Raw genomic sequence first — 19,490 nt, 5'->3', positions numbered from 1 at the left:
TCCCTCACTCTCGTAGCTTTACGCCGCGCGTCCGATCGAGGCGTCGAGATGCTTTAGCCGCGGCAGCACTTCCTGCTTCAGGAGCCGCAGCGAATTGTGCCAGGCCTCGGGCTTGTGCTTGTAGTCGAAGCCGAACACCAAGAGCACACCGAAGCCGCCGACCTCCTCGTAGATCTTCTCGATCTTCTCGGTGACGGTCGCCGGTGAGCCGATGATCCAATTGTGGCGAGCGCAGTATTCGACGGTGACGTCGCTGTCCGGCACATCGGGCGAGGCTTTCAGATAGTCCTTGAAGCCGAAGTGTCCGAGCAGCGGGAGGAAGTATTCGCCCATCATCCGGCCCATCATGTCGCCGGTCGAGAGCTTCCAGGCCTCCTCGTCGGTGTCGGCGACGAAGACCTCGCGCACCATCCGCCAGTCCTTGCGGCTCGGCTTGCGGCCAGTCTTGGCAGCACCTGCTTCCACCGACTCCCAATGGCTGCCGACATAGGCCGGGTTGAGGTTTAGGCTCATCGGGATGAATCCACGTTCGCCGGCGAGCTTCAAGGTGTCGGAGTTCTTCGATAGTCCCGCAACGCCGATCGGCGGATGCGGGGCCTGCAACGGCTTGATGTGGGGTTTCAGGAAGTCGAACATCGTGTCGGGCTTGGTCACCGTCCAGTACTTGCCCTTGTGCGTCCACGGTGCCGGATCGGTCCACATCTTCAGGATGATCTCGAGCGCCTCACGCGTCATGTCGCGGTTTTGCCCTGACATGCCGTCGACGTTGAACATCGCCCAGTCGCTCGGCAGGCCCGAGGCGGCAACGCCGAAGTTGAGCCGCCCGTTCGAGAGATGATCGAGCACCGCGACGCGGTTGGCGAGCTCGGCCGGGTGATGATACGGCAGCAGGAAGCCACCGGGCCCGATGCGGATGTTCTTGGTCTGCAACAGCGCCTGCGCGATCAAAAGATCGGGCGATGGATGCGGCTCCCAGGGTGCGGTGTGGTGCTCTCCGATCCAAGCTTCCTGATAGCCGAGCTCATCGAGCCAGCGCAGGGTCTGCAGGTCCCAATCGTGGCCCTCCTTCAATCCGCACTCCGGCGGATGCGAGGGCATCGCGAAGTATCCGAGTTCCATGGATTTCCTCTCGTCTTGTTCGATACGTGTCTTCCGCACGCGGTCGAAGAGTACCTGCCTTGGTTGCGGCAGAATAATGGCTAGTTGGTCGCATCGTCATTCCGGGGCGATGCGCAGCATCGAACCATGATGCGCAATTGCGCATCTGTGGTCAGGTGCTGACGCACCATCACGGAATGACGACTTGGCGAACTTACCTTGCCCCGAACGTGGTCTTGCCGAACAGCGCTTTCTGCGTCGACGGCTGCGAGCGCCAGTATTGCGGCGGCGCGGTCACCTCGCCGCCGAGCTCGGCGGCGGCGTGCCAGCCCCAGCGCGGGTCGTAGAGCATGCCGCGGGCGAGCGCGATCATGTCGGCCTTCCCTGAGCCGACGATCTCTTCCGCCTGCTTCGCTTCGGTGATCAGGCCGACCGCCATCGTGGTGACGCCGGTCGCCTCCTTCACCGCCTGCGCCGCCGGCACCTGGTAGCCCGGCCCGAGCGGAATCTTCTGCAACGGCGAGACGCCGCCGGAGGAGATGTCCATCCAATCGACGCCGCGCTTCTTCAATTCCCGGGCAAATTCGATGGTCTGCACGAGGTCCCAGGCGCCCTCGACCCAATCGGTCGCCGACACCCGCATGCCGATCGGCTTATGATCTGGGAACACGGTGCGCACCGCGTCGAACACTTCCAGCGGAAAGCGCATCCGGTTTTCCAGCGAGCCACCATAGCGGTCGGTGCGCTTGTTGGCGATCGGCGACAGGAACTGATGCAGCAGATAGCCGTGCGCGCCGTGCAGCTCGAGCGCATCGATGCCGAGCCGATCGGCGCGCTTCGCAGCCGCGACGAAGGCATCGCGGATCCGCTTCAGGCCGGCGTCGTCGAGCGCGAGCGGCGGCGCCTCGCCGTCCTTGTGCGGGACATCAGACGGTCCCACCGTCTGCCAGCCGCCGTCGGCGATCGGGATCAACTGCCCGCCCTCCCAGGGGCGCTGGCTCGACGCCTTGCGGCCGGCATGGGCGAGCTGCATGGCGACCGCAGCCTTCGAATGCTTGCGCACCGAGGCCAGGATCGGCTTCAGCGCCGCCTCGTTGGCATCGCTGTAGAGGCCGAGACAGCCCGGCGTGATCCGCCCGATATCCTCGACATGGGTGGCCTCGATGCAGAACATCGCGGCGCCCGACAGCGCCAGCATGTTGATGTGCGTGAAGTGCCAGTCGGTGGCCGAGCCGTCGAGCGCCGAATACTGGCACATCGGCGAGACCATGATGCGGTTTTGCAGTTTCAAGTCACGCAGTTCGATCGGGGAGAACAGGGCGCTCATGCGGTGACATCCGGACCTGAGGAAGGGTGCGGCCTAAGATAGAGGCGGCGCGCGCGATCACCAACCGTCTGTGGCGACGAACGCGCCCGGGCAGATCAGCAATGCACCGGCTGCGTGCCCCTGGCGCGCACGTCATTCCACCAGCGTGAACTGCAGCAGCAGATTGCGCTGGATCAGGGAGAAATTGTCGTCGGAGACCATGGTCAGCACGGTCTCGCCCTCATCAGTCACATGGGCGTCGATGCCTTCCATGTTGTCGATCTCGTTGCCGAGATCGGCGTTGAAGATCGCGGGACCGTCGACGACGCCGCCGGGCGCGATCTGCGACAGTGCGAGGCGGCGGATGCGGATGCCGACGCCGCCGACCCAGGAGAATTTGCGTTCCAGGATCAACAGATCGCCTGACGGCAGCAACGCCGCATCGCTGATGTCGAAACTCTCGGTGCGGCGCACGCTGAACTGGCCGGGCGTCGTCTTGCCGCCGACGAGGAAGGCAATGAGATTACCGCTCGAATCGAGCCCGCGCTCCGAGAGCGCGATCAGCGTGCCGGCGAGCGGCAAGCCTTTGGGCACGAAGACGAGCGCCTCGAGCCCCTTGTTGAGCGGAAGCTCGAGCACGGCCGGCGGCATCGGCACCACCTCGCCGAGCGACCGGGTAAAGCCATCAGCGAAATCGTAGCGCAGCACCTGGTTGACGCGCTCGAGCCCGACATAAACGAATGAGCCGTCGAGCGCGATCGATTCCGAATCGTACCACCGGCGTCGCGAGGTGATCGGCTTGCCGTCGGAGCCGAGCAGCGGCGCCGCTTCAACATCGTCGAGCCCGATCATCTCCCGACCGCGATAGACGATGCGGCCGGTGAACCAGCTTCCCTTGTCGCTGACCGCGATGAAGCGTTCGCCCCTGGGATCGAGCCGCAGGCTCGAAAGGCCGCCGAACCCGGGGAACGGCGAGGTCAGGACCAGGCCGCTGCGATATTCCAGCGCGCCGAACCGCGTACGGGCACGGTCGCGGATATCGAAGGACGACAGCGGCCGCGCGTTGACCTCGATCGAGACGGGCTCGCTGACGGAATAGGGGCCCGGCTTGGCGGCCCGCTTCGGCGGCGCCTGCGCTGCACTCCGCGCCAACGCGAGCTGCGGCAGCGCGGCGGCCGATAGCCCCGCCGCCACATCCTGCAGGAAGCGGCGGCGGTTAAGGAGTGGGCGCATGGCTCACGAGTGGAGACGGCGACGTGTCGTGCCCTGTGCCGGGGCGGCACCGTGGGTCTCGCTGAACAACTCGGCAAGCTTCTCAGTGATGGCGCCGCCGAGTTCTTCGGCGTCCACGATGGTGACGGCGCGCCGATAATAGCGCGTGACGTCATGCCCGATGCCGATCGCGATCAGCTCGACCGGCGAGCGGGTCTCGATCTCATCGATGATGTGGCGCAGATGCCGCTCGAGATAGTTGCCGGGATTGACCGACAGCGTGGAGTCGTCGACCGGCGCGCCGTCGGAGATCATCATCAGGATGCGGCGCTGCTCGGGACGTGCGAGCAAGCGCTTGTGCGCCCAGTCGAGCGCCTCGCCGTCGATGTTCTCCTTCAGCAGGCCCTCGCGCATCATCAGGCCGAGATTCTTGCGCGCACGACGCCACGGCGCATCCGCCGATTTGTAGATGATGTGGCGGAGATCGTTGAGGCGGCCGGGATTGGCCGGCTTGCCGGCGGCAAGCCACGCCTCGCGCGACTGCCCGCCCTTCCAGGCGCGGGTGGTGAAGCCGAGGATCTCGACCTTGACGCCGCAACGCTCCAGCGTGCGCGCCAGGATGTCGGCGCAGGTGGCGGCGACCGTGATCGGGCGGCCGCGCATCGAGCCGGAATTGTCCAGGAGCAGCGTCACCACGGTGTCGCGGAACGTCGCCTCCTTCTCATGCATGAAGGACAGCGGATGATAGGGATCGGTGACCACGCGCGACAACCGGGCGGGATCGAGGATGCCCTCCTCGAGATCGAACTCCCAGGCGCGGTTCTGCTGCGCCATCAGCCGGCGCTGCAGGCGGTTGGCGAGCCGCGCCACAATGCCCTGCAGATGCGCGAGCTGCTTGTCGAGATAGGAGCGCAGCCGCTCGAGCTCGTCGTGATCGCAGAGGTCTTCGGCCGCGATCACCTCGTCGAACTTCGGGGCGAAGGCATGATATTCCGGACCGCGCGGCTCGTTCTGGCCGCGTGAGTTCGGCCGCGTCGCCTCACCGGGCGTCTCGTCGTCGCCCAGCTCGCCGTCGTCGAAGGTGTCGCTGGTGGAGGCCTGCGCGCTTTCCATCGCGCTTTCGCTCATCTCTTCCGCCGTCGCCTGCGCCTGGTCGGCGCTCATCTCCTGCGCGGCATCGGAATCGGGCGAGCCCTCGGCGCCGGACTGATCGTTCTCGCCGTCCTGGTTCTCGTCCTGGTCGTCGTCGTCGGTGTCCATGTCGCGCTCGTCGCCGAGGTCGAGCGCGGACAACAGATCATGCACGAGGTCGCCGAACCTCGCCTGGTCCTCGGTGAAACGGCTGAGCCTGTCGAGCCGCGAGCCGATCTTGTCCTCCAGCACCGGGCGCCAGAGATCGACCATCTTCTTGGCGGCCGCGGGCGGGGCCAGGCCCGTGAGGCGCTCGCGCACCAGCATCGCCAGCGCGTCGGACAGGGGCGCATCGGCGCGGTCGGTGATCTCGTCATACTTGCCGCGATGGAAATGATCGTCGAGCATCGCGGTGAGATTCTTGGCAACACCCGACATCCGCCGCGAGCCGATCGCCTCGACGCGTGCCTGCTCGACCGCTTCGAACACACCGCGGGCCTGCGGATTGCCAGGCATCATCTTGCGATGCACCTTGGGATCATGACAGGCGAGCTTCAGCGCGATCGAATCGGCATGTCCGCGCACGATCGCGGCATCGCGCTTGGTCATCTTGCGCGCCGGCTCGGGCAACCGCGCCTTGCCGGGCGCGAGTCCCGGACGCTCGGCGGCGAAGCTCACTTCGAGCTCTGGCTTCTTGGCGATCGCGCGCAGGCACGCGGTGACCGAGCGCTTGAACGGCTCGGTCGGTGCTTCCTTCGAGCCGATGCGGAATTTGCTGTTGGAGGTTGTCATAGCGATTTCGTAACCCAATGGCGCGTCACGCCGCGATACCCCCTCATTCCAACGTCATCGTCCCGCCGTCCGCAGCAAGCCCTCCGCCGAATGCCGCCCCCTATTCGTGTCGGCGCGCTCGGCGAAGATTTCGGCATGGATCAGCTGAGCGCCACGTTGACAGAGGATTCCGGCAGCTCGACGTTGAAGCAGCGCTGGTAGAATTCAGCGACCAGCGGCCGCTCGAGTTCGTCACACTTGTTGAGGAAGGTGACGCGGAACGCGAAGCCGATATCGCTGAAGATGTCGGCGTTCTCTGCCCAGGTGATCACCGTGCGCGGGCTCATCACCGTCGACAGATCGCCATTGGCGAAAGCGTTGCGGGTGAGGTCCGCAAGCCGCACCATCTTGTTGACGATGTCGCGGCCTTCCTGCGTGCGGTAGTGGCGCGCCTTCGCCAGCACGATCTCCACTTCCTCGTCATGGGCGAGGTAGTTCAGCGGGGTGACGATCGACCAGCGGTCCATCTGGCCCTGGTTGATCTGCTGGGTGCCGTGATAGAGGCCCGAAGTATCGCCGAGACCGACCGTGTTGGCGGTCGAGAACAGGCGGAATGCCGGATGCGGCTTGATGACCTTGTTCTGGTCGAGCAGCGTCAGGCGGCCGGAGACTTCCAGCACCCGCTGAATCACGAACATCACGTCCGGGCGGCCGGCGTCATATTCGTCGAACACCAGCGCGATGTTGTGCTGCAGTGCCCAGGGCAGGATGCCGTCGCGGAATTCGGTGACCTGCTTGCCTTCCTTGACCACGATCGCGTCCTTGCCGACGAGATCGATACGGCTGATGTGGCTGTCGAGGTTGACGCGGACGCAGGGCCAGTTGAGCCGGGCGGCGACCTGCTCGATATGGGTCGACTTGCCGGTGCCGTGATAGCCGGTGACCATCACGCGGCGGTTCTTGGCGAAGCCGGCGAGGATCGCGAGCGTCGTGGCGCGGTCGAAACGGTAGTCGGCATCGACTTCCGGCACATGCGGATCGACTTCGGAATAGGCTGGAACTTCCAGGTCGCTATCGATCCCGAAGACCTGCCGGACCGACACCTTCATGTCGGGCAAACCGACGGGTTCCTGATTCTTGGTCTGGACGGCGGTCGTCATTCATCCTCCGAGGTCCCGGGCATTCCCGAAACCAGATTAATCGTTTGGCTGCGGATTGGGTGCTTCGCACAAGCCTAGCAGAGAGCAACGGCCGGCAGAAGCCCGTGGGTCAATCAAAGTTCCGTTGTCGTATCATGAAGATAGGGGCGGCGTTCGGTTTTTGGAAGGCTGCCCTGCGAATCACGCCGTACTTTCGCCGCACCACGACGGCGGCCTGTCCGGCCGGGCACTTTTCCCCCGGGCAGGGAGTTGTTACGTCTGCAACCATGCCACCGCCGCTACGGGATTTTTGTGACTTCTTTCCTTGACCCCTTTATCGCATTCGTCTCGGCCAACGCGTGGCTTGCCTACCTGACGCTGTTTCTGGCCGCCTTGCTGGAGGCCGTTCCGGTGGTCGGCTCGCTGGTGCCCGGCTCGACCATCATCCTGGCGCTCAGCGCACTGGTGCCCGGCGGCGAGTTGAAACTGTGGCCGGTGCTGGCGGCCGCCGCGGCGGGCGCAGCGCTCGGCGACGGCACCGCCTACCTGATCGGCTACCGCAGCCAGCGCGAGATCCTCTCATCCTGGCCGTTGAACAATTATCCGCGCGTGGTCGCGCAAAGCGAAGCCTTCTTCAACCGCTGGGGTGTGCTCGCGGTGTTCTTTGCCCGCTTCGTGCCGCCGATCCGCGCCTTCGTCCCGATTACGGCCGGCGCGCTCGATATGCAGCCGCTGCGCTTCTATGCCGTCAACATCCCCGCGATCCTGCTCTGGGCACCGGCCCATGTGCTGCCCGGCGTGCTCGCGGTCACCGCGCTGCATGACTATGCCGGCCTGCCGCACCATCAGCACGTCGGCAAGCATCTCTGGATGTTCGCGGTCGCCGGCTGTGCCTTGATCATCACGCTCGCGGCCTGGACGATCCGACGCCGGCACGGTGGCGGGCTGATCGAACCGGCGCGGCCTGCCAAATAGCGCTAGAGAGCGTTCGTCGCGCCGCCTCGCCCGGGTGCCGGGCCGACATAGCGCGCGCGGGGCCGAATCAACTTGCCGAGCTGCAACTGTTCGCTGGCATGTGCGATCCAGCCCACGCTGCGGGACATCGCAAACAGCGCGAGCTCGCTGCCGGCCGGCAGCCGCAAGGCGTGCACCATCACAGCCAGCGCATAGTCGATGTTCACGAACTCGCCGGTCGCCTCTGCGATCCGCTCCGGCACCTCCTTGGTGAACTTGCGCGGCGCACCGGCGCGGGTCAGCGCCTCGAGCAGGGAGATCGCGCGCGGATCGCCCTTCTTGTACACGCCGTGACCAAAGCCGGCGAAGCGTTCGCCGAGCGCGACGCGCTCGCGGATCACAGGGGCGACATCATTGTCGATCAGCGTCCTGACCAGACGCGAGGCCAACACGCCGGCGCCGCCATGCATCGGGCCCTTCAGCGCCACCAGGCCCGCGATCATGGCGTCGTAGAGATTGAGGCCGGTCGACGCCGCACAGCGCACAGTGAAAGTCGAGGCATTCAGCTCGTGGTCGGCGAGCAGCACCAGCGCGCGGCGGATCAGATCGGGTGCGTGCTTGTTGTCGGGTGCCCACACCCGCGCAACCTGCTCGTGGAGCGGCGCGGCCGATGGCGCCGCGTTCAGCATGGTCGCAACCAAGAGCCGCAAGATCCGGGCACCGACCATGGCGCGGCCATCAGGCGCACGTGTGAAGGCGCCGGGGTCGGCGCTGGTCGCGAGCGCCAGCACGGCAACAGTTCGATCGATCGGCGCAGCACGGCGCGCGGCCTCCGCGATCGCGCGCATTTCGTCCGAGACATGCGGACAATTGTCTGGCGCGAAAGGATCGACGCCGGTGACATCCCACAGCAGCGTCGCGGTGTGCTCCAGCGTGTCGCGCTCGGCGAGATCGACGCAATTGACGCCGCGATAGATCGGCCCCTGCTCGGTGATGGTCGCGATCGCCGAATCCATCACCGGCAAATCGGCATCGAAATTGCGTAAACCCCGCGGCTCCGGCGACGGGGCGCGGCGCTCCTTCAAATCCCTGATGTCCTCGGCGCGGTAGCGATGGCTGCGCGAGTCCGGCGATGGCTCGGAGCGGATCATCCCGCGGCTGACATAGGCGTAGAGGGTGGCCGGCGAGATCGCGAGCTCGGCGGCGGCCTCCCGGGCGGAGAGGTAAAGCTCAGCGGATTTTTTCATATTGATTAATATAATCAAGATTGATCAATAAATCGAGAGACCCGACCTTCCCAAGTGTGAAACAGGAGTTCGGGCTATGAATATGCATCTCACCAAGAGCGAGATCGGTCTGGACGGCGTTCCCGCCGCCGAGACCGTGTTGAGCCATGTCGGTGGCGAGCGCGGCGAACTGATCATCGCCGGCTCACACGTCGCGGACCTCGCGGGCAAGTCGAGCTTCGAGGGCGTCACCGCGCGTCTTTGGAACGGCGCCACCGGCAAGGCGCTCAGCGAAGCCAATGTCCGCGCCAGCCTCGGCGCCGCCCGCGAACGCGCCTTCGCCCGCCTGCCGGATCTGCTGCCGGCAACCCGCGGCATGTCGATCGTCGACGGCTTCCGCGCCGTGATCGCGGGCCTCCGCGGCGAGAGCGGGCTGGAGCACGAAGCGACCATCGTCGGCGCCTTCCCGGTGATCGCGGGCGCGCTGGTGCAGCGTGCCAAAGGCCGCGATCCGATCGCGCCGAACGCGAATGTCAGCCACGCCGCCGACACCCTGCACATGCTGCTCGACCGTAAGGCCGAGCCGCGCGAGGTCGCGGCGCTGGGTGCCTACTTCGTCACCGTCTGCGATCACGGCATGAACGCCTCGACCTTCACCACGCGGGTGATCGCCTCGACCCAGGCCGATCTGTTCGCGGCGATCACCGGCGGCTACTGCGCCCTGACGGGCCCGCTGCATGGCGGCGCGCCGGAGCCGGTGCTGGAGATGCTGGACGCGATCGGCACGCGCGAGCGCATCAAGCCGTGGGTCGACGATGCGCTCGCGCGCGGCGAACGGCTGATGGGGTTCGGCCACCGCGTCTACCGCGTGCGCGACCCGCGCGCCGACGTGCTGAAGGCTGCGATCGAGCGGCTCGCCGCCGACGGCGCCGACCTGCCGTTTGCCGGCGAGGTCGAGGCCTATATCCGCCAGGCCTTGCGGAAGAAGAATCCGGACCGGCCGCTCGAGACCAATGTCGAGTTCTTCACCGCGATCCTGCTCGACGCGCTTGAAATCCCGCGGCAGGCGTTCACGCCGATCTTCGCGGTCGCCCGCGCCGCCGGCTGGACCGCGCACGCCCTGGAGCAGCGGCGCACCGGACGGCTGATCCGGCCGAGCTCGTCCTATGTGGGCGCAACGCCGAAGGGTTCTGGCAAATAGGCTGTCGAATGCGGCGGCGGAGCCACCCACTCCGCCGTCGTCCCTGCGAAAGCGGGGACCCATACGCCGCGGCCCATCAATAGGGCATTCGGGCCAACATCTCGTACAAACAATAACCGCCGGTGGTTATGGGCCCCCGCTTTCGCGGGGGCGACGAAGACAAGAGGCTCAGGCCTCGCGCACCACGGTTTTCAGATAATTATACGCCTTGATGATCTCGATCAGGCGATCCTCGGTGGAGCGGTCGCCGCCATTGGCGTCGGGATGGTGCTGCTTGACCAGCGCCTTGTACTTCGACTTGACGTCTTCCAGCGTCGCGCCGGCCGCGAGCCCCATCACCTGTAGCGCCTTGCGCTCGGCGTTCATCACCTTGCGCGCTTCCGGCTTGGGCTCGGCGCCGCCCGGTCCCGGCCGCCAGCGGCCACGGCCGTTGAGTTCGGAGAACATATGGAACGGATCGGACGCGGCGTCCATGTCGCCTTCGCCCTTCTTGCCACCGCTGTTGGCGCCCATCTTCCAGGTCGGCCGGTGGCCGGTCAGCGCGTCCTTCTGGTAGCGCGCGACGTCGTCCGGATTCATGCCCTGGAAGAAATTGTAGGACTGGTTGTACTCGCGAACGTGATCGAGACAGAAGTGCCAATACTCGCGTGAATTCTCACGGCCCTTCGGGGCGCGGTGCGCACCCTTGTTCTGGCAACCCGCCCACTCGCAGGCGATCGCCTGCTCGCCGGCCTGCGCCTGGCGCTTCGCACTCACCTTGGTCGGCTTGATGCGAATGGAGTCGAAGAATTTTGATGAATCGATCGGCATGTTGTCTTTGACTACGCAATGCACAATTCTTCAAGTCTTGACATTGCGCAGACCTCGTTTCCCGCTTGCACCATTGACGAAAAGCCGTCGCGAACGTAATCCGCCGCCATGAGCACGAAAGACGCTATCATAAACAAGTTGCGTGAAGCTTTCTTGCCGGAAAGCCTCGACGTCGTCGATGAATCACATCTGCATGAAGGCCATGCCGGCCATCGGCCAGGCGGCGAGACACATTTCAGGGTGTATATTGTGTCTCCGGCCTTCGAAGGGAAGAGCCGGATCGAACGCCATCGCATGATAAATGCGACGCTGGCGCAGGAACTTTCAGGCCCCGTGCACGCGCTGGCGATCCATGCCAACACCCCCGGGGAAAACCGCCGCTAGTTCGCGCTTGCCTTGGGACGCCGCAGCGGTTTTCATCTATTGAGAATGAATACTCCCGGCGATGGACCTGCTCCATGCGCGAGCAGGTTTTTTGCGCCTCGCATCACCGCCGATTGAAGGGGCCGTCTTTATGATCCCTCGCTGGGCACGCTTCCAGTCGATCGCAGCCGTTGCCGGCCTGCTCCTGGTCTGCGCCGCGCGTCCGGCCGCTGCGCTCGATATGCCGAGCCCGTTCGTCCAGGAGGTGTTGATCAAGAGTACCCTGGTGTCGCTCAACGATGCAGTGGCCGCCGACAATTTCACCGTGTTCCACGTCAAGATCTCAAAGCCGTTCCGCGACCAGTTTCCGCCGGACAAGCTGAAGACGATCTTCAAGGATCTGGTCGACAAGCACGCGGTGTTCGATGCCATCGTCGCCAAGCCGATCATCCTCGACCAGGATGCCAAGATCGACGACAAGGGCGTGCTGCAGCTGAAGGGCCATTTCGATACGACACCCAAGCAGGTGAAGTATCAGCTCGGCTTCATTCCTTCCGATGGTGCCTGGAAGCTCTCGGGCATCTCAATCGATATCGAGTAGCACTAATACGACAATCCAATCCGTCATCCTGAGGGGCGCCAACGGGTCCGCGCGAAGCGCGGCCCGATGACAGGCTCCGCGCGTCTCGAAGGATGCACGGCCACCATCCGGGCCGTCGCCCTTCGAGACGCCGCTTCGCGGCTCCTCAGGGTGACGGTGACGGACTTGCCTTTACCGCACCAACCCTAGAATGACGTCCCCGCCCGCTTAGGCTTCTTCTCGTCCAGCTCGGCGCCCTCGCGCGGAATCGGGACGATGCGCAGCGCGGCGATGCGGTTGCGCTCGCGGCGGAGCACGCGGAACCGGAAGCCATAGAACGTGAAGCTCTGCCCGCGCTCGGGGATCGACCGCGCCTCGTGGATCACCAGGCCGGCGACGGTGGTCGCCTCCTCGTCCGGCAGGTGCCAGTCCATAGCACGGTTGAGATCGCGGATCGGCACCGAGCCGTCGACCACGACCGAACCGTCCGGCTGTGCGCGCACGCCCGCCACGACGACGTCGTGCTCGTCGGAGATATCGCCGACAATCTCCTCCAGGATGTCCTCCAGCGTCACCATGCCTTCGACCTCGCCATACTCGTCGACCACGAGGGCGAAGTGGGTCTTGCGGCGGCGGAACGCCTTCAACTGTTCGGAGACAGGGCGCATCTCCGGCACGAACCACGGCGGCAGCGCGATCGCCGACGCATCGATCGCAGACGTGTCGCCGTCATTGGCGCGGATCGCGCGCAGCAAATCCTTGGCGTGCAGCACGCCGACGATGTTCTCCGGCTTCTCCCGCCAGAGCGGGATGCGGGTGTACTCGGTCGCCAGCACTTCGCGCACCAATTCCTCGGCCGGCAGATCGGCATTGATGGTGGTCATCTCGGTGCGGTGAACCATCACGTCGGAGACCTGCAGCTCGCGCAGGTCCAGCAGCCCCCCGAACATGTCGCGATCCTGCTTCTCGACCTTGCCCTCGTGATGCAGCAGGTCGACCGCGCCGCGCAGACGCTCGGTCGGCGACAGAATAGCCTGGTAGGCACCGATCCTGATGCCGAGCAGCCTCATCAGGGCGCGGACGATGGCCTCGATCACGGTCAGGAGCGGGCCGAGCACGAGCACCGTGAGCCGCATCGGCCGTGCCACCAGGAGCGAGACCCGGTCCGGCGCGTTGATGGCGACGGTCTTGGGCAGTACCTCGGCGAAGATCACCACCAGCACCGTCATCACGCCGGTGGCATAGAGCACGCCGACATCGCCGAACCACGCGGTGAAGATGCCGGTTGCGAGCGCCGAGGCGCCGATATTGGCGATGTTGTTGCCGAGCAGCAGCGCGCCGATCATCCGCTCGCGCATCGCCATCAGGCTGGAGACGACGGTGGCCTCGCCGTTGCCCTGTTTCGAGAGCCGCAACATGCTGGCGCGTGAGGCGCCCGTCAGCGCGGTCTCGCTCGCCGAGAAGAAGGCCGACACCAGCAGGCAGCCAATCACGATTGAGAAGGCTATCCAGTCCAACTTGCGTCACCCGAACAGTGGTTTGAGCCAAGCTCCCCGGAAGACCCGCATCCGCTCGTTGCCGACGCGGCCCTCCGGTTCACATCATGCTCTAGTGCTTGGCCAGCTTTCCCTGCAGGAAATCCCGCACCGGCGCCGGCTCGACATTGTTGGCGATCACCGCGCGGCCGACGGCCTCGAGCAGGATAAAGGTCAGCTTGCCGCGCTTGACCTTCTTGTCCTGCGCCATCAGCGCCAGCAACGCGTCGGCATCGGCAAGACCTTCCTGCGCGAAGCCTGCGATATCCTGCAGGCGCGTCGGCAATCCTACCGCGGAAAGATGACGCTCGATCCGCGTCGCGTCGTCAGGCGAGATCATGCCTAGCTGCGCGGAAAATTGCGCGGCGAGCACCATGCCGACCGAGACGCCCTCGCCGTGGAACAGGCGATCGGAGAAGCCGGTCGCGGCCTCCAGCGCGTGGCCGAAGGTGTGCCCGAGATTGAGCAGCGCGCGCTCGCCGGTCTCGCGCTCGTCGCGGGAGACGACGCCCGCCTTGGCGCGGCAGGAGGTCGCGATCGCATGCTCGCGCGCCGCACTGCCTGAGAAGACGTCGGCGTGATTCTTTTCCAACCAGGCGAAGAAGGCCTCGTCGCCGAGGATGCCGTATTTCGCGACCTCGGCGTAACCAGCGCGAAATTGTCGCGGCGACAGCGTGTCCAGCACCGAGGTGTCGGCGATCACCAGCACCGGCTGGTGGAAGGCGCCGATCAGGTTCTTGCCCTGCGGCGAATTGATGCCAGTCTTGCCGCCGACGGAGGAATCGACCTGCGCCAGCAGCGAGGTCGGCACCTGCACGAAATCGACGCCACGGCGCAGGATCGCTGCCGCGAAGCCGGCGAGATCGCCGACCACGCCGCCGCCGAGCGCGATGACGAGATCGTTGCGCTCGATCTTCGCCGCGATCAGCGCCTCGCTGACTTGCGACAGGGTGGCATAGCTCTTCGAGCCCTCGCCTTCCTCGACGATGATGCGCGCGGTCGGAACGCCTGCCGCGGCGAGCGAGGCTTCGGTCGGCTCCAGCCAATGCTTGGCGACGGTGCGATCAGTGACGATGGCGGTGCGCACGCCGGGCCGCAGCGCCGCGACCCGGGTGCCGAGCGAGGCCAGCTCGTCGCGGCCGATCACGATGTCATAGGCGCGGTCGCCGAGCGCGACATCGACGGTAACGGAAGCGAAATGTTTCAGGGGCGCGGTCATGAGTCGGTGTTCAATCCATCCTGCGTTGGGTCTGGGGCCGGACCGCTGCCGCACAGATGCGCATGCAGGGCCTCCAGGCATTCCTCGACGATGCGGTCATGCGGCACGTCGCGCGAGGCGATCGTCAGGTCGGCATTGCGGTAGACCGGTTCGCGCTCGCTGAGCAGGCGCGCAACGGTCGCCTCGGGGTCGACGGTCTGCAGCAGCGGACGGTCGGCTCGGCGGCGAACCCGGCGCATGATGACATCGGGTTCGGCCTTGAGCCAGATCGAGATCGCTCGCTCGCGGATCCGGTTGCGGGTCTCTTCGCGCATGAAGGCGCCGCCGCCGGTCGCCAGCACGACCGGGCCGCTGTCGAGGATACGGGCAATCACCCGCGCTTCGCCGTCGCGGAAATAGGGTTCCCCGTGGGTCTCGAAAATTTCCGGGATCGACATGACGGCCGCGGCCTCGATCTCGGTGTCGGCATCGGTGAACGGCAGCCTCAGCCGTGCCGCCACCCTCCGGCCGATGGTCGATTTGCCCGCCCCCATCATCCCGACCAGCACGACCGACCGTGAGCCCAGGGCGGCCACGATATCGGCCTCCAGGGTCGGGTGGGCTTGTGCCGGTGCGGCGGTTTCGGACATCAAAAAGCTCGGTTGATCTGTGGATTTCCCGGAATTCGAGCCACCTATACTACCCCCGGCGTTACGGTTACCAGCGACTCTTGCAACCGCGCGGGGAACATGTTGGATGATTTCATTGGTTAATTCGCCCTCCGAGTCGCCTCCATGCCCAGCCTGTTCCGCTTCCTGACGGTCGTCGCCGTGATTTTCGGGATCGGCTACGGCATCATCTTCGCGCTGGCGAATTTCGTGCATCCGAAGCCGAGAGAAATGACGGTGACCATCCCGCCGGATAAGTTCCTCAAGAAATAGGCGCTACGATTCCTGGCATGCGTTCCAAAACCTCTGCCAGACCATCCGCCAAGTCCTCCGATGCCAACCTGACCGCGCTGTTCCTCGACATGCTCGCCGCGGAACAGGGCGCCGGCGACAATACGCTCGACGCCTACCGGCGCGATCTCACCGACTTCTCCGAGTTCCTCGCCCACTCCGGCAATAGTTTTGCCGGCGCCGACACCGAGGCGCTTCGCGCCTATCTCGCCGACCTCGATGCGAGAGGCTTCAAATCGTCGAGCGTGGCGCGGCGGCTGTCGGCGCTGCGGCATCTCTACCGCTTCCTGCTCAACGAGCGGATCCGCGGCGACGATCCCGCCGCGATTCTATCAGGTCCGAAGCGCGGCCGTGGCCTGCCCAAGGTGCTGTCGATCGCAGATGTCGACCGCATGCTGACGCGCGCCAAGGAGCTGACGCAGACCGATGCCTCGCCGGCGCAGCGGGTGCGGGCGCTGCGTCTGCATTGCCTGCTCGAAGTGCTCTACGCCACGGGCCTGCGCGTCTCCGAACTGGTGTCGCTGCCAGTCTCGGCCGCGCGGCGCGATGCGCGGATGATCGTGGTGCGCGGCAAGGGCAACAAGGAACGGCTGGTGCCGCTCAACGAGGCCTCGCGCCAGGCGATGGCGGATTATCTCGCGGCGATGCAGCTGATGCAGCCGGAGAAGAAGAAGGCCGCGCCGTCGAAATGGCTGTTTCCCTCCTTCGGCGAGAGCGGCCATCTGACGCGGCAGCATTTCGCCCGCGACCTCAAGGAGCTCGCCGCCGCCTCCGGCCTTGCGCCGCGGCTGGTCTCCCCGCACGTGCTGCGCCACGCCTTCGCGAGCCACCTGCTGCATAACGGCGCGGATCTGCGCATCGTGCAGACCCTGCTCGGCCATACCGACATCTCGACCACCCAGATCTACACCCATGTGGTCGAGGAGCGGCTGAAGAGCATGGTCCGCGACCTGCATCCGCTGGCGGACAAGTCCTAGTCATCCGCCTTGACTTCGGCGGCATCTGCGGGGAAAGAGCGTCACCTGCCCGCGACCTGGGTGTCCGCTCAACCGGAATGCACGTTAACCATTTGAAGTTACAAAACTTCTCTATCCCGCGCCGAAACGCTTCGCCCCTCGCACAGTTCCTCCTTATATTGAGTTGATGCCCGACCCGATGCGCAGCTACCTCGACTTCGAAAAACCCGTCGCCGAGCTTGAATCCAAGATCGACGAGTTGCGCGCGCTTGCCGCGAGCGGCAGCGACATCGGCGACGAGGTCGCGCGCATCGAGGACAAGGCGGCGCAGGCGCTGACCGACCTCTATGCCAATTTGACGCCATGGCAGAAGACGCTGGTGGCGCGGCATCCGCAGCGCCCGCATTTCACCGATTTCGTCGGCGCGCTGATCACCGAATTCACGCCGCTGGCCGGCGACCGCAAGTTCGCCGACGACGAGGCCCTGATCGGCGGCTTCGGCCGCTTCCGCGGCGAAAGCATCTGCGTGGTCGGCCAGGAGAAGGGCGCCACCACCGAGAGCCGCATCAAGCACAATTTCGGCATGGCGCGCCCCGAAGGCTATCGCAAGGCGACGCGGCTGATGGAGATGGCCGACCGCTTCGGTATCCCCGTGCTCTCGATCGTCGATTCCGCCGGCGCCTATCCCGGCATCGGCGCCGAGGAGCGCGGACAGGCCGAGGCGATCGCGCGCTCGACCGATGCGTGCCTCGCGCTCGGCGTGCCCAATGTCGCGATCGTCACCGGCGAAGGCATGTCGGGCGGCGCGATTGCGATCACCACCGCGAACCGCGTGCTGATGATGGAGCACGCGATCTACAGCGTGATCTCGCCCGAGGCCGCATCGTCGATCCTGTGGCGCGACGGCACCAAGGCGCAGGAAGCCGCCAACAGCATGAAGATCACCGCGCAGGACATGCTGCGCTTCGGCGTGATCGACCAGATCCTCAAGGAGCCCGCCGGCGGCGCGCACCGCGATCCGGCGGCGATGATCGCGACCACGGGCGATGCGATCGCCCAGGCCTTCAACGACCTACGAAATCTTGATCCGGACGCCGTGCGCAAGCAGCGCCGGCAGAAATTCCTCGATATCGGTCGCAGGCTCGGCTAGCCCGCCCCAAACCCGCGGATTTTTCCCCGAATCGCCCATTTTGGCCGCAATTGAGCCCGGACCGGGGTGTTTAACATTCCTTGAACCATGCCTGTTACCGTTAGGCTTGGTGGTCCCCGTTCATGTTGCGAGCAGAGGGACCGAAGGCTAATATTTTACACAATGGCTTCAGGGCATATTCGCCGTGTTGGGGTCGCGAAAATCGCCCGGTGGGTGTGGAGCTTCGACTTGATTCATCGCACGCTCGTTCGCGCGCTTCTGGCACCCGCAGCCCTCGCGATAAGCGTGTTGCTTGCCGGCTGCAACAGCGACCAGATCTCGCTCGCCAACAACGCCAAGGCCAACCAGCCGGTCCCGCCGAAGCTCGTCGCCGCCATGTCCGAGAAGGACATGGACCTGCAGTCGCCGATCCTGATCCGCCTGTTCAAGGAGGAAGCCGAGCTCGAGGTCTGGAAGCAGACGCGCTCGGGCGACTTCGCGCTGCTCAAGACCTATCCGATCTGCCGCTGGTCGGGCGACCTCGGCCCGAAGATCCGCGAAGGCGACCGCCAGGCGCCGGAAGGATTCTATTCGATCAACCCGAGCCAGATGAATCCGCAGTCGGCCTATTACCTCTCGTTCAACACCGGCTATCCCAACGCGTTCGACCGCTCGCTTGGCCGCACCGGCTCCGAGCTAATGGTGCATGGCGACTGCTCGTCGCGCGGCTGCTACGCGATGACGGACGAACAGATCGCCGAGATCTATGCGCTCGGCCGCGAGTCCTTCTTCGGCGGCCAGAAGGCTTTCCAGTTCCAAGCCTATCCGTTCCGCATGACGGCGGCCAACATGGCCAAGCACCGCAACAACCCGAACATGCCGTTCTGGAAGATGATCAAGGTCGGCAATGATCATTTCGAGGTGACGAAGCGCGAGCCGAAGGTCGACTTCTGCGAGAAGAAATACGTCTTCGACGCGACACGGCCGCCGAACGCGACGCGCGATCCGGTGTTCGATGCCTCCGCCAAGTGCCCGGCCTATGTGATCCCCGACGAGATCGCGAGCGCCGTGCGCGAGAAGGAGCAGCGCGACGACGCCGAGATGGCCAAGCTGGCCTCCAAGGGCACGCCGGTGGCGCGGCTCAACACCGGCATCGACGGCGGCATGAACAAGATCTTCGCCTCGAAGATTCCGGAAGGCAGCACCGGCCTCTCCGACGGCGGCGACAGCCAGAGCCTGCAATCGCTGGTGCTGTCGCGTGCGCCGGGCACGATCCCCGGAACGGTCAACCCGCCGAAGCCCAATCTCGCGCCTCAGCAGGACGAGCCCGTGGTCGCCACGACATCGGCCACCGCATCGACCCGCGTCGCGACGGCCGGCGAATCCGAAGGTGTCTTCGCGAGCTTCGCCCGCAAGGTCGGCGTCGGCGGCACAGCCGACGCATCGCAAGCGACCGCAGCGCGGCCGCCCGCGCCGACGCCCGTCCCCGCGAAGCCGAAGGTCGCCGAGACGAAGCCGCAATCCGTGGTTCGCGTGGCGCCCAAGCATGAGGTGAAGCGCGAGACCAGGCAGGCCGCCAGGCCGGCGCTGAAGCCCTCGGTCACCGATACCGCCGCCGCGCCCGCCCCGGCGCCGGTATCAGCCGGCACCCAGCTCGCCGGCTCCGCGCCCGTGATGCAGTCGAACTCGTTCGACAACCGCTTCTCGGCGATGAAGTAAGCGCGGGGCGTACGCTCCTCAATTCCCTCCACCGTATTGCGAACCACCGGGTCGCGCGCATGCGCGCCCGATGACAGGCTCCGGCGGGGTGACCCAGTATTCCAGAAACGGCAGCGGCTGAATCGAGAGGCCGCGGCGTACTGGATCGCCCTGTCGAGTGTTTAGTCCGGACAGATCAGGACACCTCTCACGTTCCGACCGTA

Annotated in this window: 18 protein-coding genes; 8 read left to right on the top strand and 10 right to left on the bottom strand. The window is 65.5% G+C overall.

What is annotated here, in order from left to right:
• Positions 1-18: 18 nt before the first annotated feature.
• The 5 genes from AS156_RS23170 to cobS form a co-directional block, all read right to left on the bottom strand.
• Entirely contained in the window at positions 19-1,119 is a 1,101-nt protein-coding gene (locus tag AS156_RS23170) for an LLM class flavin-dependent oxidoreductase (protein WP_066509045.1), read from the bottom strand.
• 193 nt (positions 1,120-1,312) lie between these two features.
• Positions 1,313-2,425 (bottom strand): NADH:flavin oxidoreductase/NADH oxidase, encoded by a 1,113-nt coding sequence (locus tag AS156_RS23165; RefSeq protein ID WP_066509043.1) that lies wholly within the window; start codon positions 2,423-2,425, stop codon positions 1,313-1,315.
• A 132-nt stretch (positions 2,426-2,557) separates the two neighbouring features.
• On the bottom strand, positions 2,558-3,637 hold the full coding sequence (locus AS156_RS23160) for an esterase-like activity of phytase family protein (protein ID WP_066509039.1): 1,080 nt from the start codon (positions 3,635-3,637) through the stop codon (positions 2,558-2,560).
• A gap of 3 nt (positions 3,638-3,640) precedes the next feature.
• A complete protein-coding gene (gene cobT, locus AS156_RS23155) occupies positions 3,641-5,539 on the bottom strand; it encodes a cobaltochelatase subunit CobT (RefSeq protein ID WP_066509038.1) in 1,899 nt (632 codons plus the stop codon).
• A 140-nt stretch (positions 5,540-5,679) separates the two neighbouring features.
• Positions 5,680-6,678 carry a cobaltochelatase subunit CobS gene (gene cobS / locus AS156_RS23150; protein WP_066509036.1) on the bottom strand — a complete coding sequence of 333 codons (999 nt, stop codon included), beginning with the start codon at positions 6,676-6,678 and terminating at the stop codon, positions 5,680-5,682.
• Between the two features lie 291 nt (positions 6,679-6,969).
• Here cobS and AS156_RS23145 point away from each other — a divergent pair, with 291 nt between their 5' ends.
• Positions 6,970-7,632: a DedA family protein gene (locus tag AS156_RS23145; protein ID WP_066509030.1), complete on the top strand. Its 663-nt coding sequence runs from the start codon at positions 6,970-6,972 to the stop codon at positions 7,630-7,632.
• Between the two features lie 2 nt (positions 7,633-7,634).
• Here AS156_RS23145 and AS156_RS23140 read toward each other — a convergent pair whose 3' ends face one another.
• Entirely contained in the window at positions 7,635-8,858 is a 1,224-nt protein-coding gene (locus AS156_RS23140) for a citrate synthase family protein (RefSeq protein ID WP_066509027.1), read from the bottom strand.
• Positions 8,859-8,934: 76 nt separating this feature from the next.
• On the opposite strand from AS156_RS23140, the gene AS156_RS23135 reads away from it, so the two are divergent.
• Positions 8,935-10,038, top strand: a complete 1,104-nt coding sequence (locus AS156_RS23135) for a citrate synthase/methylcitrate synthase (RefSeq protein ID WP_066509025.1) — start codon at positions 8,935-8,937, stop codon at positions 10,036-10,038.
• 168 nt (positions 10,039-10,206) lie between these two features.
• On the opposite strand, the gene AS156_RS23130 is transcribed toward AS156_RS23135, so the two are convergent.
• Positions 10,207-10,848, bottom strand: a complete 642-nt coding sequence (locus tag AS156_RS23130) for a J domain-containing protein (RefSeq protein WP_066509023.1) — start codon at positions 10,846-10,848, stop codon at positions 10,207-10,209.
• A gap of 108 nt (positions 10,849-10,956) precedes the next feature.
• Between AS156_RS23130 and AS156_RS23125 the strand changes: the two genes are divergently transcribed.
• Together AS156_RS23125 and AS156_RS23120 are read left to right on the top strand one after the other, a co-directional pair.
• Positions 10,957-11,232 carry a BolA family protein gene (locus tag AS156_RS23125; RefSeq protein WP_066509021.1) on the top strand — a complete coding sequence of 92 codons (276 nt, stop codon included), beginning with the start codon at positions 10,957-10,959 and terminating at the stop codon, positions 11,230-11,232.
• Positions 11,233-11,362: 130 nt separating this feature from the next.
• Complete coding sequence (locus AS156_RS23120; protein WP_066509016.1) at positions 11,363-11,812, top strand: hypothetical protein; 450 nt, start codon at positions 11,363-11,365, stop codon at positions 11,810-11,812.
• Between the two features lie 185 nt (positions 11,813-11,997).
• Here the strand turns inward: AS156_RS23120 and AS156_RS23115 are convergent, their stop codons facing one another.
• The 3 genes from AS156_RS23115 to AS156_RS23105 form a co-directional block, all read right to left on the bottom strand.
• Positions 11,998-13,308, bottom strand: a complete 1,311-nt coding sequence (locus tag AS156_RS23115; protein WP_066509015.1) for an HlyC/CorC family transporter — start codon at positions 13,306-13,308, stop codon at positions 11,998-12,000.
• 91 nt (positions 13,309-13,399) lie between these two features.
• Positions 13,400-14,545: a 3-dehydroquinate synthase gene (gene aroB / locus AS156_RS23110; protein ID WP_066509014.1), complete on the bottom strand. Its 1,146-nt coding sequence runs from the start codon at positions 14,543-14,545 to the stop codon at positions 13,400-13,402.
• On the bottom strand, positions 14,542-15,174 hold the full coding sequence (locus AS156_RS23105) for a shikimate kinase (RefSeq protein ID WP_066509012.1): 633 nt from the start codon (positions 15,172-15,174) through the stop codon (positions 14,542-14,544). Before AS156_RS23105 ends, aroB begins: the two co-directional genes overlap by 4 nt.
• Before the next feature lie 144 nt (positions 15,175-15,318).
• Here AS156_RS23105 and AS156_RS23100 point away from each other — a divergent pair, with 144 nt between their 5' ends.
• The 4 genes from AS156_RS23100 to AS156_RS23085 all read left to right on the top strand — a co-directional run bounded on the left by AS156_RS23100 (position 15,319) and on the right by AS156_RS23085 (position 19,287).
• Positions 15,319-15,465, top strand: coding sequence for a histidine kinase (locus AS156_RS23100; protein ID WP_066509010.1), 147 nt, complete (start codon positions 15,319-15,321; stop codon positions 15,463-15,465).
• Positions 15,466-15,482: 17 nt separating this feature from the next.
• The gene (gene xerD, locus AS156_RS23095) at positions 15,483-16,460 is read left to right on the top strand and encodes a site-specific tyrosine recombinase XerD (RefSeq protein ID WP_066509009.1); all 978 of its coding nucleotides are present in this window, start codon (positions 15,483-15,485) and stop codon (positions 16,458-16,460) included.
• Between the two features lie 166 nt (positions 16,461-16,626).
• The gene (locus AS156_RS23090) at positions 16,627-17,589 is read left to right on the top strand and encodes an acetyl-CoA carboxylase carboxyltransferase subunit alpha (RefSeq protein ID WP_066509008.1); all 963 of its coding nucleotides are present in this window, start codon (positions 16,627-16,629) and stop codon (positions 17,587-17,589) included.
• Between the two features lie 228 nt (positions 17,590-17,817).
• Positions 17,818-19,287 (top strand): L,D-transpeptidase family protein, encoded by a 1,470-nt coding sequence (locus AS156_RS23085; RefSeq protein ID WP_066509082.1) that lies wholly within the window; start codon positions 17,818-17,820, stop codon positions 19,285-19,287.
• Positions 19,288-19,490 lie beyond the last annotated feature (203 nt).

This window comes from Bradyrhizobium macuxiense, assembly GCF_001542415.1.
Taxonomy (GTDB): domain Bacteria; phylum Pseudomonadota; class Alphaproteobacteria; order Rhizobiales; family Xanthobacteraceae; genus Bradyrhizobium; species Bradyrhizobium macuxiense.
The sequence above is the reverse complement of the archived record's forward strand: the minus strand, read 5'-3'. Positions and strand labels throughout refer to the sequence as shown.

Coding starts and splice junctions, on each gene's coding strand:
- AS156_RS23160 (WP_066509039.1), bottom strand. CDS start 3,637: ATGCGCCCACTCCTTAACCGCCGCCGCTTCCTGCAGGATGTGGCGGCG.
- AS156_RS23135 (WP_066509025.1), top strand. CDS start 8,935: ATGAATATGCATCTCACCAAGAGCGAGATCGGTCTGGACGGCGTTCCC.
- AS156_RS23165 (WP_066509043.1), bottom strand. CDS start 2,425: ATGAGCGCCCTGTTCTCCCCGATCGAACTGCGTGACTTGAAACTGCAA.
- AS156_RS23170 (WP_066509045.1), bottom strand. CDS start 1,119: ATGGAACTCGGATACTTCGCGATGCCCTCGCATCCGCCGGAGTGCGGA.
- AS156_RS23130 (WP_066509023.1), bottom strand. CDS start 10,848: ATGCCGATCGATTCATCAAAATTCTTCGACTCCATTCGCATCAAGCCG.
- cobS (WP_066509036.1), bottom strand. CDS start 6,678: ATGACGACCGCCGTCCAGACCAAGAATCAGGAACCCGTCGGTTTGCCC.
- AS156_RS23100 (WP_066509010.1), top strand. CDS start 15,319: ATGCCCAGCCTGTTCCGCTTCCTGACGGTCGTCGCCGTGATTTTCGGG.
- AS156_RS23125 (WP_066509021.1), top strand. CDS start 10,957: ATGAGCACGAAAGACGCTATCATAAACAAGTTGCGTGAAGCTTTCTTG.
- cobT (WP_066509038.1), bottom strand. CDS start 5,539: ATGACAACCTCCAACAGCAAATTCCGCATCGGCTCGAAGGAAGCACCG.
- AS156_RS23105 (WP_066509012.1), bottom strand. CDS start 15,174: ATGTCCGAAACCGCCGCACCGGCACAAGCCCACCCGACCCTGGAGGCC.
- aroB (WP_066509014.1), bottom strand. CDS start 14,545: ATGACCGCGCCCCTGAAACATTTCGCTTCCGTTACCGTCGATGTCGCG.
- AS156_RS23090 (WP_066509008.1), top strand. CDS start 16,627: ATGCCCGACCCGATGCGCAGCTACCTCGACTTCGAAAAACCCGTCGCC.
- xerD (WP_066509009.1), top strand. CDS start 15,483: ATGCGTTCCAAAACCTCTGCCAGACCATCCGCCAAGTCCTCCGATGCC.
- AS156_RS23120 (WP_066509016.1), top strand. CDS start 11,363: ATGATCCCTCGCTGGGCACGCTTCCAGTCGATCGCAGCCGTTGCCGGC.
- AS156_RS23140 (WP_066509027.1), bottom strand. CDS start 8,858: ATGAAAAAATCCGCTGAGCTTTACCTCTCCGCCCGGGAGGCCGCCGCC.